The sequence below is a fragment of the Polynucleobacter paludilacus genome (assembly GCF_018687595.1).
Taxonomy (GTDB): Bacteria; Pseudomonadota; Gammaproteobacteria; order Burkholderiales; family Burkholderiaceae; genus Polynucleobacter; species Polynucleobacter paludilacus.
In genome coordinates this window covers 1,633,963-1,654,533 of sequence record NZ_CP061298.1, presented here as the reverse complement: position 1 = coordinate 1,654,533, position 20,571 = coordinate 1,633,963, and the positions used below count along the sequence as shown (strand labels likewise).

The 20,571-nt window shown below is 42.9% G+C and carries 29 protein-coding genes and 1 tRNA gene; 24 read left to right on the top strand and 6 right to left on the bottom strand.

Annotation, left to right across the window (positions count from 1 at the left end; all coding sequences use genetic code 11):
* The first annotated feature begins 2 nt into the window (after positions 1 to 2).
* Positions 3 to 680, top strand: a complete 678-nt coding sequence (locus AOC06_RS08720; protein ID WP_215380263.1) for a response regulator — start codon at positions 3 to 5, stop codon at positions 678 to 680.
* An 18-nt stretch (positions 681 to 698) separates the two neighbouring features.
* Here the strand turns inward: AOC06_RS08720 and ycaO are convergent, their stop codons facing one another.
* Positions 699 to 2,408 carry a 30S ribosomal protein S12 methylthiotransferase accessory factor YcaO gene (gene ycaO, locus AOC06_RS08715; RefSeq protein WP_215380261.1) on the bottom strand — a complete coding sequence of 570 codons (1,710 nt, stop codon included), beginning with the start codon at positions 2,406 to 2,408 and terminating at the stop codon, positions 699 to 701.
* 116 nt (positions 2,409 to 2,524) lie between these two features.
* Between ycaO and AOC06_RS08710 the strand changes: the two genes are divergently transcribed.
* Positions 2,525 to 2,600, top strand: a tRNA-Phe gene (locus tag AOC06_RS08710).
* A gap of 158 nt (positions 2,601 to 2,758) precedes the next feature.
* On the opposite strand, the gene arsH is transcribed toward AOC06_RS08710, so the two are convergent.
* Positions 2,759 to 3,469, bottom strand: coding sequence for an arsenical resistance protein ArsH (gene arsH / locus AOC06_RS08705; protein ID WP_215380260.1), 711 nt, complete (start codon positions 3,467 to 3,469; stop codon positions 2,759 to 2,761).
* Between the two features lie 94 nt (positions 3,470 to 3,563).
* Here arsH and AOC06_RS08700 point away from each other — a divergent pair, with 94 nt between their 5' ends.
* From AOC06_RS08700 to AOC06_RS08670, 7 genes are all read left to right on the top strand, one after another.
* Entirely contained in the window at positions 3,564 to 3,893 is a 330-nt protein-coding gene (locus AOC06_RS08700; protein ID WP_215380258.1) for an ArsR/SmtB family transcription factor, read from the top strand.
* The gene (locus AOC06_RS08695; RefSeq protein WP_215284966.1) at positions 3,890 to 4,369 is read left to right on the top strand and encodes an arsenate reductase ArsC; all 480 of its coding nucleotides are present in this window, start codon (positions 3,890 to 3,892) and stop codon (positions 4,367 to 4,369) included. Before AOC06_RS08700 ends, AOC06_RS08695 begins: the two co-directional genes overlap by 4 nt.
* Entirely contained in the window at positions 4,366 to 5,037 is a 672-nt protein-coding gene (locus AOC06_RS08690) for an aquaporin (RefSeq protein WP_215380255.1), read from the top strand. Before AOC06_RS08695 ends, AOC06_RS08690 begins: the two co-directional genes overlap by 4 nt.
* A 557-nt stretch (positions 5,038 to 5,594) precedes the next feature.
* Positions 5,595 to 7,610 carry a glycosyltransferase gene (locus tag AOC06_RS08685; RefSeq protein WP_215380253.1) on the top strand — a complete coding sequence of 672 codons (2,016 nt, stop codon included), beginning with the start codon at positions 5,595 to 5,597 and terminating at the stop codon, positions 7,608 to 7,610.
* Between the two features lie 418 nt (positions 7,611 to 8,028).
* The gene (locus AOC06_RS08680) at positions 8,029 to 8,307 is read left to right on the top strand and encodes a BrnT family toxin (RefSeq protein ID WP_068949842.1); all 279 of its coding nucleotides are present in this window, start codon (positions 8,029 to 8,031) and stop codon (positions 8,305 to 8,307) included.
* An 11-nt stretch (positions 8,308 to 8,318) separates the two neighbouring features.
* On the top strand, positions 8,319 to 8,528 hold the full coding sequence (locus tag AOC06_RS08675) for a BrnA antitoxin family protein (protein ID WP_215380250.1): 210 nt from the start codon (positions 8,319 to 8,321) through the stop codon (positions 8,526 to 8,528).
* A gap of 135 nt (positions 8,529 to 8,663) precedes the next feature.
* A complete protein-coding gene (locus AOC06_RS08670) occupies positions 8,664 to 9,062 on the top strand; it encodes a DUF1398 family protein (RefSeq protein WP_215380249.1) in 399 nt (132 codons plus the stop codon).
* A 258-nt stretch (positions 9,063 to 9,320) separates the two neighbouring features.
* Here the strand turns inward: AOC06_RS08670 and AOC06_RS08665 are convergent, their stop codons facing one another.
* Positions 9,321 to 9,926: a Crp/Fnr family transcriptional regulator gene (locus tag AOC06_RS08665; RefSeq protein WP_215307312.1), complete on the bottom strand. Its 606-nt coding sequence runs from the start codon at positions 9,924 to 9,926 to the stop codon at positions 9,321 to 9,323.
* Positions 9,927 to 9,991: 65 nt separating this feature from the next.
* On the opposite strand from AOC06_RS08665, the gene AOC06_RS08660 reads away from it, so the two are divergent.
* Together AOC06_RS08660 and AOC06_RS08655 are read left to right on the top strand one after the other, a co-directional pair.
* Positions 9,992 to 10,270, top strand: coding sequence for a heavy-metal-associated domain-containing protein (locus tag AOC06_RS08660; RefSeq protein ID WP_096673119.1), 279 nt, complete (start codon positions 9,992 to 9,994; stop codon positions 10,268 to 10,270).
* A gap of 22 nt (positions 10,271 to 10,292) precedes the next feature.
* Entirely contained in the window at positions 10,293 to 10,652 is a 360-nt protein-coding gene (locus AOC06_RS08655) for a hypothetical protein (protein ID WP_215380247.1), read from the top strand.
* 116 nt (positions 10,653 to 10,768) lie between these two features.
* Here the strand turns inward: AOC06_RS08655 and AOC06_RS08650 are convergent, their stop codons facing one another.
* Positions 10,769 to 11,119: a DUF3147 family protein gene (locus AOC06_RS08650; protein ID WP_215380246.1), complete on the bottom strand. Its 351-nt coding sequence runs from the start codon at positions 11,117 to 11,119 to the stop codon at positions 10,769 to 10,771.
* 336 nt (positions 11,120 to 11,455) lie between these two features.
* On the opposite strand from AOC06_RS08650, the gene AOC06_RS08645 reads away from it, so the two are divergent.
* The 6 genes from AOC06_RS08645 (at position 11,456) to AOC06_RS08620 (ending at position 15,451) form a co-directional block, all read left to right on the top strand.
* Positions 11,456 to 11,809 carry a hypothetical protein gene (locus AOC06_RS08645; protein ID WP_215380244.1) on the top strand — a complete coding sequence of 118 codons (354 nt, stop codon included), beginning with the start codon at positions 11,456 to 11,458 and terminating at the stop codon, positions 11,807 to 11,809.
* Between the two features lie 83 nt (positions 11,810 to 11,892).
* Positions 11,893 to 12,384, top strand: a complete 492-nt coding sequence (gene pal / locus AOC06_RS08640) for a peptidoglycan-associated lipoprotein Pal (RefSeq protein ID WP_215374476.1) — start codon at positions 11,893 to 11,895, stop codon at positions 12,382 to 12,384.
* A gap of 17 nt (positions 12,385 to 12,401) precedes the next feature.
* Positions 12,402 to 12,923 carry a hypothetical protein gene (locus AOC06_RS08635; RefSeq protein ID WP_215380242.1) on the top strand — a complete coding sequence of 174 codons (522 nt, stop codon included), beginning with the start codon at positions 12,402 to 12,404 and terminating at the stop codon, positions 12,921 to 12,923.
* Positions 12,924 to 13,256: 333 nt separating this feature from the next.
* Positions 13,257 to 13,490 carry a DUF2789 family protein gene (locus AOC06_RS08630; RefSeq protein ID WP_112205697.1) on the top strand — a complete coding sequence of 78 codons (234 nt, stop codon included), beginning with the start codon at positions 13,257 to 13,259 and terminating at the stop codon, positions 13,488 to 13,490.
* Positions 13,491 to 14,067: 577 nt separating this feature from the next.
* A complete protein-coding gene (locus AOC06_RS08625; protein WP_215278087.1) occupies positions 14,068 to 14,499 on the top strand; it encodes a DUF3106 domain-containing protein in 432 nt (143 codons plus the stop codon).
* 139 nt (positions 14,500 to 14,638) lie between these two features.
* Positions 14,639 to 15,451, top strand: coding sequence for a carotenoid biosynthesis protein (locus AOC06_RS08620; RefSeq protein ID WP_215285600.1), 813 nt, complete (start codon positions 14,639 to 14,641; stop codon positions 15,449 to 15,451).
* Positions 15,452 to 15,541: 90 nt separating this feature from the next.
* Here AOC06_RS08620 and AOC06_RS08615 read toward each other — a convergent pair whose 3' ends face one another.
* Positions 15,542 to 15,892, bottom strand: a complete 351-nt coding sequence (locus AOC06_RS08615) for a DUF3147 family protein (RefSeq protein ID WP_215380239.1) — start codon at positions 15,890 to 15,892, stop codon at positions 15,542 to 15,544.
* Between the two features lie 107 nt (positions 15,893 to 15,999).
* On the opposite strand from AOC06_RS08615, the gene AOC06_RS08610 reads away from it, so the two are divergent.
* From AOC06_RS08610 to AOC06_RS08580, 7 genes are all read left to right on the top strand, one after another.
* Positions 16,000 to 16,635: a CPBP family intramembrane glutamic endopeptidase gene (locus tag AOC06_RS08610; RefSeq protein WP_215380237.1), complete on the top strand. Its 636-nt coding sequence runs from the start codon at positions 16,000 to 16,002 to the stop codon at positions 16,633 to 16,635.
* A gap of 34 nt (positions 16,636 to 16,669) precedes the next feature.
* A complete protein-coding gene (locus AOC06_RS08605) occupies positions 16,670 to 17,059 on the top strand; it encodes a tautomerase family protein (protein WP_215380236.1) in 390 nt (129 codons plus the stop codon).
* A 108-nt stretch (positions 17,060 to 17,167) separates the two neighbouring features.
* A complete protein-coding gene (locus tag AOC06_RS08600) occupies positions 17,168 to 17,320 on the top strand; it encodes a hypothetical protein (RefSeq protein ID WP_215336577.1) in 153 nt (50 codons plus the stop codon).
* A 110-nt stretch (positions 17,321 to 17,430) separates the two neighbouring features.
* Positions 17,431 to 18,528, top strand: a complete 1,098-nt coding sequence (locus tag AOC06_RS08595) for a transglutaminase-like domain-containing protein (RefSeq protein ID WP_215380234.1) — start codon at positions 17,431 to 17,433, stop codon at positions 18,526 to 18,528.
* 3 nt (positions 18,529 to 18,531) lie between these two features.
* On the top strand, positions 18,532 to 19,059 hold the full coding sequence (locus tag AOC06_RS08590) for a TlpA disulfide reductase family protein (protein ID WP_215380232.1): 528 nt from the start codon (positions 18,532 to 18,534) through the stop codon (positions 19,057 to 19,059).
* Between the two features lie 266 nt (positions 19,060 to 19,325).
* Complete coding sequence (locus AOC06_RS08585; protein WP_112205669.1) at positions 19,326 to 19,607, top strand: HU family DNA-binding protein; 282 nt, start codon at positions 19,326 to 19,328, stop codon at positions 19,605 to 19,607.
* Between the two features lie 73 nt (positions 19,608 to 19,680).
* Positions 19,681 to 19,932 (top strand): hypothetical protein, encoded by a 252-nt coding sequence (locus tag AOC06_RS08580; protein ID WP_215380231.1) that lies wholly within the window; start codon positions 19,681 to 19,683, stop codon positions 19,930 to 19,932.
* A 9-nt stretch (positions 19,933 to 19,941) separates the two neighbouring features.
* Here the strand turns inward: AOC06_RS08580 and AOC06_RS08575 are convergent, their stop codons facing one another.
* On the bottom strand, positions 19,942 to 20,514 hold the full coding sequence (locus AOC06_RS08575) for a hypothetical protein (protein WP_255879951.1): 573 nt from the start codon (positions 20,512 to 20,514) through the stop codon (positions 19,942 to 19,944).
* Between the last annotated feature and the right edge of the window lie 57 nt (positions 20,515 to 20,571).

Sequence of the window (20,571 nt, the reverse complement as noted above, 5' to 3'; positions counted from 1 at the left end):
TCATGGCCAGCATTTTGGTAGTTGATGATGAAATGGGTATTCGCGAGTTGCTCAATGAAATCCTGACAGATGAAGGCCATACGATTTACGCTGCTGAGAGTGCGGCTCACGCTCGCAAAATTCGTGAACAGATGCGTCCCGATTTGGTGCTGTTGGACATTTGGATGCCAGAAACCGACGGTATTACGTTATTAAAAGAATGGTCCAAAACGGGCCAGCTCACAATGCCAGTAGTGATGATGTCTGGGCATGCCACGATTGATACCGCGGTAGAGGCAACCCGTATTGGGGCGCTCAACTTTTTAGAAAAGCCCATCGCGCTTCAAAAGTTACTCAAAACGGTCAACAAAGCCTTAGAAACTTCACCAAAATATGTTGAGCCAGAGCAGGGTAGAGTCGCTCAGTCAATCGCCCCCGCTCCAAAAGTAAATTCGCCAGAGCCTGCCCCTCCAATTCAGCCTGATGGTGAATACATCAGTGGCATTGCCAAAAATTACTATGACCTACCCCTCAGAGAGGCTAGGGATTTATTTGAGAAGGCCTACTTTGAGCATCAGATGCAAATGATGGGCGGCAGCATGACCAAAATTTCCGAGTACACGGGTCTTGAGCGAACCCATCTATATCGCAAGCTCAAAGCCCTCGGAATCGATACCTCTAAAAACAAGGGCGAGGCTTAAGCTTCAATCCCTCGTTAACTAAGCAAATAGTTTGTCGTAGGCAGCTAATAGGCTTTGATGCATTGCGCTAGCCTCCATATTTTCACCAAGGTCCTCAAGACCAAAGAAGCGCTCATCTCGATTAATCAGGGCTTTGGCTTGGCGCAATACTTCTGCTCCATATAAAAGCGCTAGTGAGTTCTCGTAGGCAGCGGGATTATCAAACTGAAGGTAATTTTCAATACAGCGATAGACTAGTCTGCGCGCAGGATTCATCTGCTTGTAGTGATGAATCCAGTCACATCCTTCAAGCACGGCTTCTTTATCGCCCACAGCGAGAGCTAGTAAAGTTTTTAATTCACCAATTCGCAATTCTTTCCAGGTAGTACCCACCGGGATGGCGAGCCCTAGAATTTCCCAAAGCGGCCGCTCATCATTCAGATTGAGCGTTTGCAGGTCGGCCAGTAGATTTTTGGCTTCCGCTTCACTTAAGCTAGATAACCTTACTAGTGCTGGACGAATCTGATTGCCAACACTATTGTTTTCCCATTCCAAATCTTCAACAGGATAAATCTCAGACATACCCGGCACCAGAATACGGCAAGCATAAGCGCCTTGCTCTGGGAAGTCAGCAACGTACGCATCGCATCCATCTTTTTCGAGGCGCTGACAAAGCCAGCGGTAATCCTCTTCCGTAGTGGAGCTAAAGTTCCAATCTACAAAAGGAAAGTCGGGTGTATTGCTTAAAAAGTTCCAGCTGATAACACCACTCGAATCGACAAAATGAATTTCCAGATTGGATACCGAGTTAATTTCATCCATATCAAAGCCTGGCTCTGCAAAGTTCTCCAGGGCATCTATGGCGCGACCTTGTAAGAGTTCTGTTAGAGCTCGCTCCAGTGCAATTTCAAAACGGGGGTGGGCGCCAAAGCTAGCAAAACAACCCTGATCCTTTGGATGCAATAAGGTCACGTTCATCACGGGATACTCTCCGCCAAGCGAGGCATCTTTAACCAAAATGCCAAACCCAGCTTCACGCAAGCCTTTAATACCGCTTGCAATTTTGGGGTAGCGCGCAATTACTGCCTCTGGCACATCGGGCAGACAAAGCCCCTCACTAATGATGCGATATTTAATATGCCGTTCATAGATTTCTGAAAGCGCTTGTGTGCGTGCTTCCATCATGGTGTTGCCAGCAGACATACCATTGCTGACATACAAATTCCCAATAATGTTGACAGGAATCCAGGCGACTTCGCCGTCTCGAAGGCGGGTGTAGGGCAAAGCACAAATACCACGCGCTACATTTCCAGAATTGAGATCAACTAATACAGAACTATCAATCGTGCCATCAGGGTTATAAAAAGAATGTAATTCTGGATTAAGTAATCCGCTTGGCCATGAACCATCACCGTGAGGAAACCATTGTTCTTGAGGATAGTGAACAAACTTGGCCTCACTTCTTTTCTTGCCCAGATAAAAGTGGGTCCAGAAATAATGGGTGCCCAATCTTTCAAAGAATTCACCAAACGCGCTGGCTCGAGCGGCTAATTCAGTAGCGCCCTTGCCATTGGCAAATAACATGGGGCAATCTCGGTCTTTCACATGAGTAGACCAAATGCCTTCTACAGGATTCAGAAGAGAAGATTCATTGAGAAAGAAGCCCCGATCGACCAACTTTTGCTGCATGGTGGCGATCGTTGATTCGAGTGATGCATCTTTGCCGGGTATAAAGCTTTGTGTAGTCATCACCCATTCTAATGGGGCTGAAAAGACCTATCTGACATAGAGGAACCGGCCATAATCAAGAGTCACCGGAAGAATTTACTCAAAACCAAGTCCAATTCGTTATAATTCCGAGTCTTGGCCTGGTAGCTCAGTCGGTAGAGCAGAGGATTGAAAATCCTTGTGTCGGTGGTTCGATTCCGCCCCGGGCCACCAAGAAACACAATAGCTCACTTGTTGGGCTATTTTCTTTTATGGCTTGGCATGGTTAGAAGGCATTTACCTTGGATAGCCCCAGCGTGAACCGTCCTTTAAAAGGACAAACCAAGTAGACATCCCTGCGTCGGTCAATGTCATTTAAAACGACAATTCAATCAAATAGCTCTTTGATTAACCCGCTTTGATAATTCCTCAGCACTTTCTTTTCGCTCGCTGTAGCGATCAGTCAAATAGCCTGAAACTGCTCTAGTTAATAAAGTGAACTTAACCAGCTCCTCCATGACATCAATCACCCGATCGTAATTAGCCGATGGCTTCATACGATTGTTGTCATCAAACTCTAGAAATGCTTTGGGTACGGATGATTGATTGGGAATCGTGATCATCCGCATCCATCTGCCTAGAATTCGCATTTGATTGAGCGCATTAAATGATTGCGAACCACCGCTCACTTGTAATAAAGCTAAAGTCTTACCTTGAGAGGGTCTGACAGCGCCAACGCTAAGTGGTATCCAATCGATTTGAGATTTCATCAGCCCTGTCATAGCGCCATGGCGCTCTGGACTACTCCAAACCATTCCCTCTGACCACTCTACAAGTTCTCTGAGTTCTACTACTTTGGGATGTGTTTCAGGAGCGTCATCTACTTGCGGCAATCCATGAGGATTAAAGAACCGCGTTTCACATCCCATCGCTTTTAATATTCTTTCCGCTTCTTCTGCCAGAAGGCGACTAAATGACCGCTCCCTAAGTGAGCCGTATAAAAGCAAGATTCTCGGTGGATGACTTTGAGAAGATTTAACAGTTAATTCATCAAGGGTAGGCTTATGAAATAGTGCTTTATCGATATTAGAAAGGTCAGACATAGATGATTATTAGTTACAGGGTGCTATTACTGGGAGGCGACTATGAAGAATAAGCTTTCATAAAACTGTCATATATTTCCATATAATTCGAAATATGAACAATGATAACGCTATCTCTGCTTTCCTAGCTCTTGGGCAAGAAACTCGGCTTAATGTATTTCGCCTCATTGTTCAGCGTGGCGATGAGGGACTAACTCCCAGTCAGATTATTGAAAAGCTGGGTATTCCGAATGCCACTCTGAGTTTTCACTTAAAAGATTTAGTTGATGCTGAGCTACTTTTAGTAGAGCGTCAAAGTCGCAACTTAATCTATCGACCTAATGCTGAGCAAGTTCAAAAGCTAAGTGAATTTTTATTAGAGAACTGCTGTGGCGGTAAGTCTTGCCTTCCCATCAAACCCCTTAAGAAAGCCAAAGCCAAATGAAGCAATACAACATTCTCTTTTTGTGTACTCACAACTCCGCCCGTTCTGTATTGGGTGAAGCATTGGCATCAACCCATCTAAGTGGTAAGTTTGTTGGTTACTCAGCTGGCTCTACCCCAGGTACATCTGTTAATCCTTTTGCTAGAGAGTTAGCCTTAGAGATGGGCTACGACGAGAATAAGTTGCGCTCTAAGTCATGGGATGAGTATGGCTTGCCTGATGCTCCACAAATGGATTTCATTATTACTGTTTGTGACAATGCCGCGGGTGAAGTATGCCCATTCTGGCCTGGCAAACCTTCTACAGCTCACTGGGGCTTTCCTGATCCATCACAAGTTCAAGGTGGTGATGAAGAAAAACGCAAAGCATTTAAGGATGTGATGATTGGTTTGAAAAAGCGTATCGATATCTTGGCATCTATGCCCTTAGACAAATTAGATTCAATGAGCCTAAAAGAGATTCATACAAAAGCATGAAAAGTTATGTAAGTGAGTTTGTGGGCACAGCCCTGCTATTAGCAATAGTGGCAGGGTCCGGCTTCATGGGCGAGACATTGGGCTCTGGTAATGCCGCAGTAGCTTTACTTGGAAATAGCATTGCTACTGGGGCAGGACTCTTCGCTTTAATTGTTTTACTAGGACCTATTTCTGGAGCTCACTTTAATCCAGTAGTCACTTTGATGTTTTGGAAGCTAGGGCATCTCGATTTGAAAAAGATGTTGGGCTATTGGGTTTGCCAGTTCACAGGCGCTATTGCTGGTATCTGGCTCACACATTTAATGTTTAGCTTACCTATTATTCAAGAGTCAACGAAGGTTAGAACTGGATTGGGTATTTGGGTAAGTGAGCTTATATCTACTCTTGTATTGCTCTCAGTCATTCATATTGGGGACAAGGAAGCTAAAGATAAGGTTCCAATGTTAGTTGCTCTAACAGTGACAGCAGGCTACTGGTTTACTTCCTCTACCTTCTTTAGTAACCCAGCAGTAGCAGTAGCTAGGAGCTTCACCAATACCTTTGTGGGGATCGCCCCTAATGATGTCTTAGGATTTGTTATGGCTGAAGTTATCGCGGCATTGTTAATTTTAGGAATTCTTGCTGTGGTTGAGCCAAAAGATAACAAGAGCTATACAAGGGGTTTATAGAGGTAATGTCCTTTTAAAGGACACTTCATGCGTGGGGTATCCTGACCGACACAGGGATATCTCACTTGCTGTGTCAGTCAAATCCCCACTACGCCACCAAACTCACATGCACTCCTTGCGTGGGTCAAAATAACTCAACCAAATCAGTCTCATACAAACACCCAAGAAAGTTTTGTGCACAAAGTTAGACCGTGGTGGGGTTAACCTTGTAGGGCAGAAAGCGAAAGTACGGTCTATCGGAGAGTTGAAAATCCTTGTGTCGGTGGTTCGATTCCGCCCCGGGCCACCAAGAATCTCAATAGCCCCTTGTTGGGCTATTTTCTTTCATGGCTTGGCAGGTAATCGCCACTTTCTCTAAGTCCTCCATCTTTCCCCATGACTCAAGATGTCGTTTAAAACGACAAACTAATTTGATATCCTTGTGTTGATTAAAAGAACTTCATGTGTAAAAGGCTACATAAACTGAGAATTCTCTTGATAGGGCGCCTATTCAATCGATAGTGATTGGAGGGCTTTACATTTCTGTGGGTATTTAAAAGGATGGCAGAATAGTAATTATGAATATTTTGATCTTTTCCCACTCGTCGAGCCTTGGGGGCGCCGAAAGGGCGCTAGTTGATTTTGTAAGCCTCTTAATTGGAGAGCATCGAGTATCTGTATTGCTCCCTTCCCAGGATGGTGAGTTGGCAGACAGGCTAAAGAGTATGGGTGTTAAATGTGGGGTTCTACCAACGGGTTTCTCTTTACCAAATCCAGCAAGCACCCTGCTACATTTTTGCGACCCCAAAATTAAGGAATTGATTGGGCAACTTAAAAATCTCAACTATGATCTAGTGATATCCAATACTATAGTTACTCTCCTTGGCATGCTTATCGGTAGAGGGTTGAATATTCCATGCATGACTTATGCACACGAATATTTATTTGATGAAAAAGATTTAGCGCCTCATGGATGCACTGATAAATTTTATTTAGGGTTAATCAGCCACCTTTCTAATCATATACTCTGCGCCTCCGAGTATGTAACAAGCTCTTTTTTAGATCAGGATAAATGTAGCGTTCTATATCCTTTTGCACCCTATCTAGAATTCAGCGAACCTCAAGCCTCAGATGTAAATTTAGCGCCATTCTCCCTTTTAGTTGTTGGTACTAAATCTAGGAGAAAAAATACCCATTTTGCAATTACTGTTCTTAAGGCTCTAAGGTTAAGGGGGAAGAATGTAAGTTTACATATCATAGGATCAGATAATTCTGGATCCTATAAGCTGGCTCAGCAATACTCAATCAGGGGGGAAAAAAATGTTTTCATTCATCCTCATCTATCAGAGCCATTCAAAATCCCAGGTAAAAAAATTAACTTAGTTTGCTCGTATAGCGAGCCATTCGGATTAACAATTTCTGAATCCCTCGCTATGGGTATACCAATTGCCGCATCCGGATCTGGGGGCCCCAATGAGATCCTTCCAGCTAAATTTATTTATGCGGTTGATGATGTTGATCAGTGCGTTAGGGTTATAGAGAAAATCATTGATAACTATGAAGAGTATTCTTCGCTATCTAAGATGCAGTATTTAAAAGTTTTAGAAAAAAATAGCCTTCAATCAAGAATGGCCAAAGCCTCTAAAGCAATAGAGCTCGCTATTCTTGATTTTAATAATGCGTCAAAAAAAGATATCCCATTAGATTTAGAGGCCTTTGAAAAAATTCTTAACCCTGTAATCACTACCGAACAGATCATTAAAAATATTTCAGATATTTCTAAAAGCTCGTCTCAGCCGGTTTCAGCTACACAGATTCATGATCTAGTTAAGAAGGAAATTAAATCTCCTGGATTTTCAGTTTTGAGAGATATAAGTGAATTTGACGTGGTTCCTTTTGGGCAGTCTGAAAATATGAATCATTTATACAAGAGTGGAATAGGCTTAGCCATTGAGCTTTTGGCAAACATAAAAGATGCGGCCAAGCAAAATATGATTGCTTACATTGTTTTGAGGCTTCAAGAGCTGAAATTAAGCATTCCAAACCCTAAAATATTGTGCTTGGGCGACGGTTTGGGCGTTGATTCAATAATCCTGGCTTCTAGTGGATTTAATGTCGACTATATTGATTTTGATCAATCTTTAATGAGTAGATGTGCTGAGCTAAATTTAAAAAATGCCATGGAAAGTCAAAATGAAGAATTAAGACTTTCAATTTTGACAGCTCCAGATTCCCCATATGATGCAATTATCTCGCTGGAGGTTATTGAACATGTCTCAGATCCTCGAAACTTTTTGAAATATATCAGTGACAATTTAAAGCCTGGTGGGCTATTATTTATTTCTGAGTGTTTTGATGGCATTTATGACCGATGGCCAACTCATCTGTACCTTAATGAAAAATTTGCATCGACTTTACCAGTTCTGGCGGCCCCCTTTTTTAAGTTTGAGGATGTGAATACCCTTCCGTTTGGTAAGCCTTATTTGTTTTCTAAGAATTTAACTAATTTTATTGGTAAAGACTCTTTTAGTTTTTTTGATGATCCATTATTTTTACATTCAATGATGAATGCAAAGGCAAGGACAGGATTCTAGAGTTGGTGCACTAAAGCTTTTGTACAAGCTTAGGTTAAAAAGATACTTCATGTTGCGGTGGTGAGCACCCCAAGGATGCTCCATCCCTGCGCCAGTCAAGCCTCATGTCCGACGCATTAACTACCGTACTGCTTATGTCGGTCAAATACTTCTTCCAAATCAATCTCATACAAAGGGCATGTTGATTTTGTGAACAAAGTTTTCACATGGTGGGAGAACCAGATGCTTAAAAAGCGAAATCGGTCTAGCTGAACGGGTTGAAAATCCTTGTGTCGGTGGTTCGATTCCGCCCCGGGCCACCAAGAAACACCAAAACCACCTTCGGGTGGTTTTTTCATTTGGTCTTTCGGAAAGGTTGCGTGATTCAGGATTTTTAACCCTGGTTGCTTATCCCAGATGATGTATGTACAATGTACATATGACTTCGTTACGATTTGAATGGGAGCCTAGAAAAGCTTCAGCCAATCTGAAGAAACACGGTATTTCATTTGAAGAGGCGAAATCTGTGTTTTATGATGAAAGTGCTAAGTTAATTTCCGACCCCGATCATTCGGAGGACGAAGACAGATTTATCTTGCTGGGAGTAAGCCATTCTCTTCGTGTGATTTTGGTTTGCCATTGTTATCGAAGCGAGGGTAATGTCGTTCGTATTATTTCGGCTCGTAAGGCAACCCCTAAAGAGTCAAAAGCTTATTAAAGGTGATGAAGATGCGTAAAGAGTATGATTTCTCAAAAGCTCGTAAAAATCCATATGCTTCTATGCTCAAGAAGCCTATTACGATTAGATTGGATGAGGATTCAGTGAGTTACTTCAAATCTGTATCAGAAGAAGTTGGAATTCCTTATCAAAGCCTCATTAATCTCTATTTGAGAGATTGTGCCGCTTCGCATAAGAAATTGAACCTTAGCTGGAATTAGTCTAGGGGTAGGATGAGAATTTCCAGAGGCCCTGGTCGATTCCACTCCGGGCCACCAAGAAATACCAAAACCACCTTCGGGTGGTTTTTTCATTTATGAGGCGAGATAATTCAAGCTATCAATTTAAGGTTGCTTATGAATCCGAATACAAAAGAAGTTATTGAAAAATGCGCTCGTGAATCTCATGCTGGCTTGTTAACGTTCCCAGAGGCATTGGGCCGCTTAATTGAGGTTGGCGTTGAGTCCTACTTCGCTGACTATCGGAATCAATCTACGACTTATTATTTGTCAGGCAATGGGGCATTTACTATTCCCATGGCAATACCTTCAATTGAGATTCCAAGTTCATTTAATAAAGAAGATGTTGTTTCAGCCATTCGTGGTGCTCAAAGTGATGCGGTTAGATACCCTGAGTTTATTAAGCTAACGATGTCTGCCGGCTGTATTGGATACATCGTTTGGATAGCTGGAAAGTATGTCAACTATTTCGGGCGGCAAGGTGAGGTTCATATCGAGCACTTTCCGCAAGGATGAGAACTCCTACGTCCTAATCGATTCCGCCCCGGGCCACCAAGAATTCTTGAAGCATTAGAGTTGGCCCATAGAATCTCTAGTGTCAGCCGCGGTCAGTCACCATTTCTCCCAGATATCTCCATATTGAATCGTCCTTTTAAAGGACGCTTAATGAACGGGGGATTTGACATCCCTGTAGTGGTCAAGTGTCGATTTAAGCGACACTCATCTAGGGTCGGTGCTTGAGATGTCGTTTTAAACGACATTACCTCTTGAGTATTATTTTTTCTTTAGCAATTCCAAGGAATCAGGATGTTTTTCTAGTAGACCTTCTTTTTCTAATGTGGCGATAGCCCTATATAACGCCTCATGCGTAACGCCGATCTCTGAAGCCATGGATTTGAAATCAGACTGAAGTGTCAATACGCCTTGTTTGCCTTCGGTCTCAATCAGATGAATTAATTTACTGCGAATGTCTTTGAGTCCCAATCGTTCAGATTGTGTTCGAAGGCGCATGATCTCTTTGCTTAGCAACTGCACCCATTTCATTGAGAACTTGCTATCGGCGAGTGCTTCTCTTAAAGATTTAATGGGTAGCGTGATCGCTTGTCCATTGTGAGTCGCAATAGCATCACAGTGATAAGCATCTACTAACAAACTGGCTTCACTGACAAAGCCACCCTTACATCTTTGTAATGTAGTGGGCTCTCCATGGCTACTGATTCTCGTAAGAACAGCTTCGCCCGAAACAATAAAGAACATGTATTCAGGTTTTTTGCCCTGATGGAAAAGGTAATCACCTTTTTCAAAGTGATGGGCATGACATTGCCCCAATAGTCCTTTGGGCAGGAGCTCCTTTAGCAGTTCAGGAATATAGATGTCCATATGATTTAAATCATACGCTCTTTGGATGATTGAGCGAATAATCAATTCATACAAAGGAGGTTGGTATGGAAACAATCAATTTAACGGTAAGTGGAATGACTTGTGGTGCTTGCGTAAAGCATGTTGAAAAAGCCATTAATTCAATTGCTGGGGTGCAAAAGGTTGAGGTAGATCTTGCCTCTGGCGCAGTCAAGGTTGAAGGCAATATCTCGCAACAGGTAAAAGAGATTATTGCGGCATTAGAAGAGGATGGTTATCCCGCAAAGATCAGTTCTGATGCATCGCCTCAAGCAAAGGCTAAGAGTGGTTCTTGTAAGAGTGGCACAAGTTGTTGCTGTAACTAACTAAATGAATAGGAAATTCAAAATGAAAACTGTAAACAAAATTGCAATTAGCGTTGCCACTGTCATGGGTCTTGGATTGGCTGTAGCCTATGCTCAGCCAGGTCCAATGGGTAATGGCATAGGCCCAGGCATGATGCGCGGCCAAATGATGCAAGGTCAGATGATGGAGCAAAACGCCAACATGAAAATCATGCGCGAGTTAATGACGCCAGCCGAAAGACTTGCCATGATGGACAAGATGATGGATGCCAAAACAGTAGAAGAGCGTCAAGCAATCATGACAGCTACGCATACCGAGATGGAAAAGCGCGCCAAAGAAAAAGGCATTACTTTGCCTGCAGGATATGGTCCGCAAATGATGTCAGGCAGAAACTGCGGATAAATCAGTTGAGCGTGGGTAGAAGCCACCTTCGGGTGGTTTTTATATTTCTGGCTTAGTAGGGTAAAGAGCAATTAGATATTTCTGCGTCAGTCGATGTCGTTTAAAACGACAAAACATTACAACAGCTGAATCCCAAAGTTTTTCATTATCAACGTAAATAATCCAAAACAAATTACTGTTGCCACTACACAGGCTCCCAGGGTTAACCAAAAGCCTAGCTTAGGAAGCAAGTATGGAAATAGTAAAAACATAGGCAATGTTGGAATCACATACCAGAAGGTGTAATAAGCGTGATTAGCTATTTTCTCTTCGGGTTGGTTTTCTACATACAGCCATACAAGTGTTAGAAGAGTCATTACGGGCAATGCCGCAATAAAGCCACCTAATCGATCACTGCGTTTGGCAACCTCAGATATGAATACAACCATCCCTGCTGTTAATAGATACTTTGCGATGATCCAAGCCATTTGAGCCTTATGAAGAAGTGGTTATTGGATAGTCTAAAGCAGGATTAAACATCCTCGGCCCTGGTCGATTCCGCCCCGGGCCACCAAGATTCAAAAAGAGAGCTTCTAGCTCTCTTTTTTCATTTCTACCCTAGTTATTTGAGTCTAAGTTAAGCAATGGTGAGCTCACCTTAGTTCCAGCGCCTTATGTCATTGCTTAGAGCTGACAATCTAAACGTCAGGATGAGTAATCCTGTTTGACCGTTTCAACTATAGGGGTGGCATTGCTCGGGGTACCCTTTTCATGTAATGTCCTTTTAAAGGACAAATTTGGTAATCAGGTATAGAATTTGAACCATGTTGCCTCGTAGTAAAACACTCGTTTTATTCATTTGCCTCTTCATGATCGCATTCAAGGCGGCCGCTGGAAGTATTTTTATTCAAGCCGCAATTGAGCGGGCAGAGCTTGCTTATAGTTACGCCAACGGTTCAATAGTGATGCAAGTACAGAACATTGCAGAATCAGTAGATGACAAAGAGCCGGTTCACACCATGTACCTCATGAGTCATGTAACTGCAAACATTACCGAAATTGGGATTACTGTTTTTTCTCCACCGATTTCAGTTGCTACGTTTTCTATTGCAAATGAAGTTTTGTTTTCGCAAAACTTCCCCGACTCAGCCTTTAAGCCACCCAAAGTTACAGCCTAATCTTCTTGGGCGGGACGTGCTTTAGCGGCATGCCTCTTTGCTATTTGGCTACCGACGTGTAGCCATATTTGGGAAATATCATCATGTTTAAATTTGTAAAAATATTGCCTTTGGCATTATTAGTTTTATTTGTATCCGCGTGTAGTAGCGTTAAGTTAGATGACGCTAATGGTGTGGCTGAAGTTAATGCTGGCGGCTCAATGACTTACGATCCAATTAGCGATCCCAAGTCTAGCGTATATGGCAAACGTTCGATCTATTTTGAGTTTGATAGCTATACCGTAGATCCAAAGTATGTTTCAACCATCTCTGCCCATGCCTCTTACTTAAAATCGTTTCAAAAGCAAAAAGCCTCTGTGATCATTCAAGGCAATACCGATGATCGCGGAACTGCAGAGTACAACCTAGCCTTAGGTCAAAAGCGATCCGAAGCTGTTAAGAAAGCTCTAGTTGCACAAGGTGTTAGCGAATCTCAGTTGGAGGCGGTGAGCTTTGGAAAAGAAAAGCCAGCTGACCCAGCTCAGACAGAAGCGGCATTTAAAGAAAACCGCCGCGCTGATTTTGTGTATCGCTAAACATTAAAGGCTACTCAATGAAAAACATATTCAAACTCAGTTTGATGGGGATTGCTTTCCTAAGTGGATGCGCGACAAACGTTGCACCCAATAACCCAGTGCAAGTTGCTAAAGTCCCATCACCAATGACAGCTCCGGCTCCTGATCACTCGGGTTCTGTAGCTAAACGACTTAATGATTGCATCATCCGAAGTAATCAAAGTGCTGATGCAATGTTGGTAGACAGTCAAATTATCGCTGTTACAAGAAATAATCCTCATGCCAAAGCCCTCTTTAGTTCGCCAGATAAATTGACGGATCAGCAAGCTGTGGCATTGAAGAATTATTTGGCTGAAGCTAATTCGTGTCGGCCAATTGCTTTGGAGGGTTTAAGCCCCGAAAAGAAAGTGGTCTATGAGGATTTCTTTAAAAAAATTGATGGCGTTTATGCAGACCTCATTGCTAAAAAGATCACTATTGGCGTTGCCAATCAAGAAAGGCAACTACTCACTCAAGATGCCCATATGAAGAAATTGGCGCTCCAATCTAAAAAGAATTAGTGAGATTGATTTATGGCTAGATATAAATTTATTTGTGGTTCTTGTAAGTTTGAATGTATTAGTGGCATGGGTAGAGAGGTTGGGCTTCACTCTTCTAGGGTGGTAATGGTTTGCAAATCTTGCTCAACAATTGATGCTTATACGGTGGCTCATCCAGGAAGTATTAATACTGAAATTAGTATTGCACCTGCTTGTACAAGTTGCCTCTCTACCAAACATTTGGCAGAGTGGGATGGGCTTACTTGCCCACATTGTCAGATGAAGATGCGAGCTATAGGTGGGGATGTTGATGTTGAGAGATCCCGTTTCAAATACTGGTGAAGGAGAATTCTGATGAGCATGAACAATAGAACTTTGGAAGAGCTTTTTGAGCAGTTAGGATTGTCATCCCAAAAGATTCATATGGAGAGATACATCGAAAGACATCAACTTAAGCCTGGGTCTAATCTGCCCGATGCCATTTACTGGGCGCCAGATCAAAAAGCATTTTTGATTGAAGCTAAGGCCGACGACTCAGAGTGGTCAGAAGTTGTAGATCAATTGGCTAATTTATTAATACAAAAATAAAACTTTTATTACGGTAAGCGTCGCGTTAATAGACGTTCACTAAGATGTCCTTTAAAAAGACTTCTCATATATACGTATATATGCATATATAGTTACTCGAACTAAAAGCCATGCCTACTTATTGGCTGATGCATGTATACATACGTATATGCGTATGTAAGGAATCTATCATTCACTTACAGTATTAATGAGCAACGTCCTTTAAAAGGACACTTCATGCGTGGGGTACCCCGATCACAACAAGGAGTCGTCATCCCTGTGTCAGTCAAATCCCCATCACGCCACCAAACTCACTCGTACTCCTTGCGTGGGTCAAAATAACTCAACCAAATCAATCTCATACAAACACCCAAGAAAGTTTTGTGCACAAAGTTTGTCTAAGGTGGGGTGAACCTTTTGAGATTTAGCGGGAGTTTAGTCTGGGGGACAGAGTTGAAAATCCTTGTGTCGGTGGTTCGATTCCGCCCCGGGCCACCAAGAAACACCAAAACCACCTTCGGGTGGTTTTTTCATTTGTGGCTAATGAGCTTTCATTGGCTGGGATTAGAATGAACCATAACCAACAAGAGGGGGTGTTATGAGTTCTAAGAAATTTGTAGTTGGACTGCTATTTGGCATATCTGTATTTTCCTTGGCTGGTGCGGCAATGCCTGAACCACCAAATCCATTGGCAAACAGCAACCTGACATTTGATCAACGCCTTGAGCAAATGAAACAAACTGATGCCGCATTACTTAAGGCAACTCCAGAAGAGCGTAAAGAATATTGGCATAAGATGCGCGATCAAATGAAGGCTTTAAGCCCTGAAGATCGCAAGTTGGTTCACGAGAAAATGAAGGCTCAATGGCAATCAATTACTCCTGAGCAAAAAGAAAGAATGAAAGCCGAGAGAAAGGCTTTCTTTGATGGATTAACGCCTGAAGAGCAGGCTGAGATGAAAGCCCGTAAAGCCAAATGGGAAAATATGAGTCCCGAGGAAAAGCAGAAGTGGCACAAGCAAGCTAGCTAGGATCAGACATCCTCGGCCCTGGTCGATTCCGCCCCGGGCGACCAAGAAACACCAAAACCACCTTCGGGTGGTTTTTTCATTTGAACCCCTAGGAAATATATCTATGCTAAAAATGTAACTAATCAATGGGGAGTCTCAAATGAAGCTAATCACATGCTGGATCTTGCTATTACTTTGCTTGATCGTAGGTCTTTACCCGTTCTCACATCACTCTCCGCTAATCACATACGCCGTTTCAAATATGGCAGTTGTTTTATGCTTAATTCACTGTAGCATGTGGGCGGGATGGCCAACCACCCTCAAGATATTTCTTGTCACCTGGTTGACCGGCTACTTTACTGAAGTGCTTGGTGTTAATTTCCAATTTTTGTATGGACTGTATTACTACCCAGAGGGGCTCAGTGGACCTTTAGTTCTTGGTGTGCCGCCTATGGCTATGTTGATTTATTTTCCTCTGGGCTATACCTGCTTCATTATGGGTAGGGCAGTTATTGGTGGTTTATCAACCAGGGTAACTGGGCTTGGATTAATTGGCGTTGCTATTTTTGCCGCTCTTGCCATGACCACTCATGATTTTTCAAATGACCCCTTCCAATCAACTGTGAGGGGACTATGGGTCTGGCCTAATGGTGGCGCTTACTTTGGCGTCCCTCTTCAAAATTTTGTTGGATGGTTTGTGTTGACCAGCTTCTTTACATCTATCGTTGGATTGATAGCCAATAGCACTCAAGCTATGAAGAGCATATCCATTCCTAAACCACCCAATTTCTTTTTGCCACCAATCTTGCTCTATTTGGTATTTGAGATACCCCAGATGTTGCGGCCTATTTTGATTGAACCAACGCCACTCAATTTGTCCGGATCCGGAATAGCTATGTTTGCCACTACCATTCCAGTCGTAGCGGCTTTACTTGTTTTATATGGGCAACATTCAAGCCAGGATAGCCATTAGTAGCCTTAAGGATCTCTCATCCTAGGCCCTGGTCGATTCCGCCCCGGGCCACCAAGAAACACCCAAACCACCTTCGGGTGGTTTTTTCATTTACAGAAGATTAATTCCAAAACCTTTCATCAGCAAAGCAAATAAGCCAAAGCAGATAACAGTTATCACCACGCAAGCTCCCATGGTTATCCAGAATCCTAGCCTGGGAAGTAGGTATGGAAATAATAGAAACATAGGCAATGTTGGAATCACATACCAGAAGGTGTAATAAGCGTGATTAGCTATTTTCTCTTCGGGTTGGTTTTCTACATACAGCCATACAAGTGTTAGAAGAGTCATTAATGGCAATGCCGCAATAAAACCGCCTAACCTATCACTCCGCTTAGCTACTTCAGAGGCCAGCACCACCATCCCGGCCGTTAGCAGGTACTTCGTAATAATCCAAGCCATTTGAACCCCGCTGAATAGTAGGACTTAGTTTAAGCCAAGATAGTCTTTCATAAGCAGCCCAGTCTAATTGGGTATATAAAGAAACCTAATTCTATTTTCGGATGCATATGACTTTTTGGTTGTGGTGCGAGCTAGCACTTTTTTCTCTAGTTTCTCCTTTTTCTTTGATGCTCTTGCACTCCGCAATTTGGTTCATTCCCTTGTTATGGGCAGCAGGGCTCCTTTGCTTCTGGTATCTGCATCATCAAAATATCAGCTTGAAAATACTCTGGGGCTGGCATGCGGTGAATAAATCATCTTTGCTAAAGATTTTGTATCGATTTGTACCATTGGCCATCATGATTACCGCAGTCATGGTGAGCTTTATGCCTGAGTCACTATTTAGTCTGTATCGACGCGATGCTGGCTTGTGGTTGCTGGTAATGATTCTGTATCCCGTTCTATCGGTTGTGCCCCAAGAAATCATGTATCGCGCGTTTATGTATGAGCGCTATCGGCTATTGTTTTCGAATGGACAGAATTGGGTAATCGCCAGCGCCGTCGCGTTTGGAATGGCCCACCTTTTTTTACATAATTTACTTGCCCCAGCCATGTCATTGATTGGCGGTCTCTTGTTTGCCAATACCTACTCGCGATCCCGGTCTTTAGCTTTAGTTTGCATAGAGCATGCTCTCTACGGAAATTTTATTTTTACACTTGGGCTGGGACAGTATTTTTATCATGGCACGGTAATGCATTCATAAAGTAAGATTTGAAAAAAATGAAAAGGAGTCTCTCATGCCATTTGTCAGAATTGACTTAAGTAAAAAACATCCCGATGGAGTTGCTAAACAGGTGGGCGACATTATTTTTCAGGCGATGCGCGAGCATATCAATGTGCCCGAAGACGATAAATTTCAGGTGATTACCAGACACGACACAAATGAATTAGTAATTCCTAAAAGCTATTTAGGAATTGAGTATTCAGAAAGCATCATCTTTATTCAGGTGACGCTCAATGAAGGCAGAACCACTGAGATGAAGAAGCGGTTTTATAAAGCGATTAATGAGGGTTTGGTGGCCAAGCTTGAGTTAAGACCTCAAGATATTGTGATTAACTTAGTTGAGGTCAACAAAGAAAACTGGTCATTCGGCAATGGGGAAATGCAATACGCACCTAAAGACTAATTAAGCGGTAGTCTTTACTAACTTGTCATAAATGTCTCATCAATCTGACATAAATCAAGCCTAGAGTTTCCAACAGGGATACTTGATTAATTACTATGGGAGATAACAATGAATAAATTTGCTTACTTATTGGTTGCGGTAATTGCTTTCTTTGCTGGAGCTGTCAGTGCATCGGTTTTAAACGGCGACGATATTGCGCCTTCCAAGAATAAAGTGCTCTCTTACATCGAAGCCGGTCATTTGCAATGGCAGGCTCATTAATTAGGCATTCTTCTGTTTGCTAAAGCCGCCTTCGGGCGGTTTTTATTTTTCATCTCATGGGATAAAGGACCGAGCCTATAATTTGGGCAGACTCGATCACTGAAGGCCTTATGAAGATCTCTCGCCGCGCATTTATTCAAAACACTTTGGGAGCCCTAGCTCTGCCATCCCTTTACCCATTTAGCAGCTTTGCTGCAGGTGATAACTGGAAGCGCTATGAGATCACCACTGAGTTGAGCATTGATGCCCCCAATCAGATTGTTCAGGCTTGGATACCTTTGCCCTTAAGTAAAGATACAGATTATTTCAAGACCATCTCTATTGCAACGGACGGTGATGCAAAACAGGCAAGTGTGTTCAAAACACCAATAGGTGATACCCGCATGCTGTGGGGCCAGTGGGATGCTTCAAGCAGCAGCCGTAATTTAGTCAGCACGTTTTTAATTACCACTCGTGAACGCAATACCTTATCTGGACAATTCAATCAGGCGTTGATGTTGAGTAAAGAGGAGCATGCTTATTGGACGCAAGCCACAGAGTTTTTGCCAACCGATGGAATTGTTAAGGAAAAAGCCAATCAGATTCTCAAGCCGCTACCTAAAAATGCAAGTGACATTGAAAAAGCAAAAGCGATATATAACTGGGTGGTTGAGAACACCTATCGCGATCCTGCCACTAAAGGCTGCGGAGTGGGTGATGTCAAGCTCATGCTAGAAACGAATAATCTTGGTGGGAAGTGTGCTGACATTAATGCTGTTTATGTTGCTCTTGCTAGATCTGCAGGCATCCCTGCAAGAGATGTATACGGTATTCGGGTGGATGATTCTGCAAGAGGCTATAAAAGCTTGGGGAGATCTGCAGACATTAGTAAGGCGCAACATTGTCGTGCCGAGTTCTTTGCTAAAGGCTTTGGTTGGGTTGCGGTAGATCCTGCTGACGTACGTAAGGTGATTCTCGAGGAGCCAGGAAATCTTACTTTGAATGACCCTAAGGTGATTGCAATACGTGATTATTTGTTTGGTAATTGGGAAATGAATTGGATGCCTTATAACTATGGTCATGACATTGCTTTGCCAGGATCCAAATTAGGCGGCAAGGGGAGGATTCCCTTCTTAATGTATCCCCAAGGGGAAACTAAAGAGGGCCGCTTAGATTCTTTAGATCCAGTCAATTTTAAATACAAAATCACCAGCAAGCGCATTGACTAGTCCATGCTGAATATCAGAAATGCGCTGGTGCGTTATTGTGCGCTTGTGCTTCTGGCGATCCCCGCTTGCGCCCATGCTGAATGGGCTCCGGTTTCGGGCTTGAGGTTAAAAGAACCTCTTTCCCTGGAGCTGAATAATCTTGCGCGACAGACAATTAACCTCAAGCAATACAAAGGGAAGGTAGTTTTGGTGAACTTTTGGGCGAGCTGGTGTGAGCCCTGTAAGGAAGAGTTTGGGGAACTCATCTATCTGCAAGAAAAATATGAATCCCAAGGCTTGGTAGTACTAGCAGTAAATCTTGCTGAATCCAGGCCACGGATTAAAACGTTTCTTCAATCAAACTTATTTTCAGAAGCCGCATTGCCTATTGTTTTAGACAACAGCAGTCTGACCTATCGTGCTTGGAAAGTGAGGGGCATTCCAACTACCTATCTGGTCGATCGTCAGGGCATTGCGCAGGCCTATTGGATGGGGCCAATTGATGCAGAAGATGGTAGTTTTCTGAAGCTGCTTCATCAGGTTTTGAAGTAGATCTCCAATCAATGTCCCAAATTGGGGCCTTCATTCCCCCTTTGCTGCACACTAAAAAACAGCATTGCAGACCAAAAGTCGATATTAGACTGCTCGGAAACCCTGATGGGGACTGATTTAGAAGCATTATGGGGATATAAAATATTTAACATTTATGTGATTTCCTGATTGTTTTAGTCTAAATAAGCACATACAATAATTTCGTCACTAGACAAAATGACTGTTAAAAATCCCCACATTAAATTGCATACTCTCCAGGAGACAAAATGAATAAAGCAGAATTAGTAGAAAAAATTGCAAACGATGCAGATATCTCTAAAGCAACAGCAGATCGCGTATTGAGCGCAACCATTGAGCAAATCATCAAAGCAGTTACCAAAGGTGATGATGTGCAATTAATCGGTTTTGGAACATTCAAATCAGGTAAGCGCGCAGCCCGTGTTGGCCGTAATCCTGCAACTGGTGCAGAAATTAAGATCCCAGCCGCTAAAACAGCAAAGTTTTCTGCTGGTAAAGCATTCAAGGATGCAGTGAATAAACGCAAGTAATCCTCGCTGATAAGAAAAGCCACCTTCGGGTGGTTTTTTCATGCACTTTTATATTGCTGTTTGACAATTCACTGTGAATAAAAAATCAAAAGCACTGCAGAGCTTAGTTGTATTGGTAACTTTGGGATTCGGCTTTGTATATGCGGCAGGACTTGGCGAGCTATTTAACGGCAAAAGCCCCACCAAAACAGGCAGCACCAAAGGCCCAGCGACTAGTAATCCTATCCCAGGTGCTCAGGCAAAACCGCCAACCACTTTAAAGTCGGCACCCAATCAGAATTCCCCGGTAAAACCGCAAGCCGAAGATCAAAACTCCAAAAAATAAAACATCGTCCTAATCTAAGAGGTTTGTTTTATTGCTTTTCTGTTTAATAAAGTCAATGCCATATTTAATGATGGCAATAAAGAGTATTGAGCCCACCATGTCTCCGGTAAACATTGCGATGAAATGATCTGCTCCGCCAGAGTCAAGTCCGCGCGTAATAAACCAAAGTTGATGCAGCCCCGAGCTTAGAAGAGAATAAGCTGTAATGCTGCCCAGCAATTGTTGAATGCTGATGTTGCTCAGATCGGGGGACACTTTGAGATTGTGTATCACAAAGTGTCGGCCGAGTAGGGGCGCTAGACCGCAAATGATGCCAATGCCCAAATTAGTCACCAGGTCAGTTTGGTAAAAGCCAATATAGTTAATGAGTAGGGTGGCTAACATTAAACCAGCAGCCCCAGCGTAATCAAAAATCAGAGTCAAGAAGATTCTCAGGCCGGCGGGAATGAAAATCCAGCTGACCCCTTGTGCATCTTCAATTGAGGTGGTGATATAGCCGTTGAAATAGAAGAAGCCCATGTATAGGGCAACGCTGAGAAGGCACTCTAATAGACTGCGTATTGAGGGCTTGAGAAAATTCATCAAAATATTATAAGTAAATATTGGTCCAGCAAATCCAATCCAGACTTAGAATGCATC

Excerpts from the sequence above, each read along its gene's own strand:
- AOC06_RS08720 (WP_215380263.1), top strand. The coding sequence starts at position 3 with ATGGCCAGCATTTTGGTAGTTGATGATGAAATGGGTATTCGCGAGTTG.
- ycaO (WP_215380261.1), bottom strand. The coding sequence starts at position 2,408 with ATGACTACACAAAGCTTTATACCCGGCAAAGATGCATCACTCGAATCA.
- arsH (WP_215380260.1), bottom strand. The coding sequence starts at position 3,469 with ATGTCTGACCTTTCTAATATCGATAAAGCACTATTTCATAAGCCTACC.
- AOC06_RS08700 (WP_215380258.1), top strand. The coding sequence starts at position 3,564 with ATGAACAATGATAACGCTATCTCTGCTTTCCTAGCTCTTGGGCAAGAA.
- AOC06_RS08695 (WP_215284966.1), top strand. The coding sequence starts at position 3,890 with ATGAAGCAATACAACATTCTCTTTTTGTGTACTCACAACTCCGCCCGT.
- AOC06_RS08690 (WP_215380255.1), top strand. The coding sequence starts at position 4,366 with ATGAAAAGTTATGTAAGTGAGTTTGTGGGCACAGCCCTGCTATTAGCA.
- AOC06_RS08685 (WP_215380253.1), top strand. The coding sequence starts at position 5,595 with ATGAATATTTTGATCTTTTCCCACTCGTCGAGCCTTGGGGGCGCCGAA.
- AOC06_RS08680 (WP_068949842.1), top strand. The coding sequence starts at position 8,029 with ATGACTTCGTTACGATTTGAATGGGAGCCTAGAAAAGCTTCAGCCAAT.
- AOC06_RS08675 (WP_215380250.1), top strand. The coding sequence starts at position 8,319 with ATGCGTAAAGAGTATGATTTCTCAAAAGCTCGTAAAAATCCATATGCT.
- AOC06_RS08670 (WP_215380249.1), top strand. The coding sequence starts at position 8,664 with ATGAATCCGAATACAAAAGAAGTTATTGAAAAATGCGCTCGTGAATCT.
- AOC06_RS08665 (WP_215307312.1), bottom strand. The coding sequence starts at position 9,926 with ATGGACATCTATATTCCTGAACTGCTAAAGGAGCTCCTGCCCAAAGGA.
- AOC06_RS08660 (WP_096673119.1), top strand. The coding sequence starts at position 9,992 with ATGGAAACAATCAATTTAACGGTAAGTGGAATGACTTGTGGTGCTTGC.
- AOC06_RS08655 (WP_215380247.1), top strand. The coding sequence starts at position 10,293 with ATGAAAACTGTAAACAAAATTGCAATTAGCGTTGCCACTGTCATGGGT.
- AOC06_RS08650 (WP_215380246.1), bottom strand. The coding sequence starts at position 11,119 with ATGGCTTGGATCATCGCAAAGTATCTATTAACAGCAGGGATGGTTGTA.
- AOC06_RS08645 (WP_215380244.1), top strand. The coding sequence starts at position 11,456 with ATGTTGCCTCGTAGTAAAACACTCGTTTTATTCATTTGCCTCTTCATG.
- pal (WP_215374476.1), top strand. The coding sequence starts at position 11,893 with ATGTTTAAATTTGTAAAAATATTGCCTTTGGCATTATTAGTTTTATTT.
- AOC06_RS08635 (WP_215380242.1), top strand. The coding sequence starts at position 12,402 with ATGAAAAACATATTCAAACTCAGTTTGATGGGGATTGCTTTCCTAAGT.
- AOC06_RS08630 (WP_112205697.1), top strand. The coding sequence starts at position 13,257 with ATGAGCATGAACAATAGAACTTTGGAAGAGCTTTTTGAGCAGTTAGGA.
- AOC06_RS08625 (WP_215278087.1), top strand. The coding sequence starts at position 14,068 with ATGAGTTCTAAGAAATTTGTAGTTGGACTGCTATTTGGCATATCTGTA.
- AOC06_RS08620 (WP_215285600.1), top strand. The coding sequence starts at position 14,639 with ATGAAGCTAATCACATGCTGGATCTTGCTATTACTTTGCTTGATCGTA.
- AOC06_RS08615 (WP_215380239.1), bottom strand. The coding sequence starts at position 15,892 with ATGGCTTGGATTATTACGAAGTACCTGCTAACGGCCGGGATGGTGGTG.
- AOC06_RS08610 (WP_215380237.1), top strand. The coding sequence starts at position 16,000 with ATGACTTTTTGGTTGTGGTGCGAGCTAGCACTTTTTTCTCTAGTTTCT.
- AOC06_RS08605 (WP_215380236.1), top strand. The coding sequence starts at position 16,670 with ATGCCATTTGTCAGAATTGACTTAAGTAAAAAACATCCCGATGGAGTT.
- AOC06_RS08600 (WP_215336577.1), top strand. The coding sequence starts at position 17,168 with ATGAATAAATTTGCTTACTTATTGGTTGCGGTAATTGCTTTCTTTGCT.
- AOC06_RS08595 (WP_215380234.1), top strand. The coding sequence starts at position 17,431 with ATGAAGATCTCTCGCCGCGCATTTATTCAAAACACTTTGGGAGCCCTA.
- AOC06_RS08590 (WP_215380232.1), top strand. The coding sequence starts at position 18,532 with ATGCTGAATATCAGAAATGCGCTGGTGCGTTATTGTGCGCTTGTGCTT.
- AOC06_RS08585 (WP_112205669.1), top strand. The coding sequence starts at position 19,326 with ATGAATAAAGCAGAATTAGTAGAAAAAATTGCAAACGATGCAGATATC.
- AOC06_RS08575 (WP_255879951.1), bottom strand. The coding sequence starts at position 20,514 with ATGAATTTTCTCAAGCCCTCAATACGCAGTCTATTAGAGTGCCTTCTC.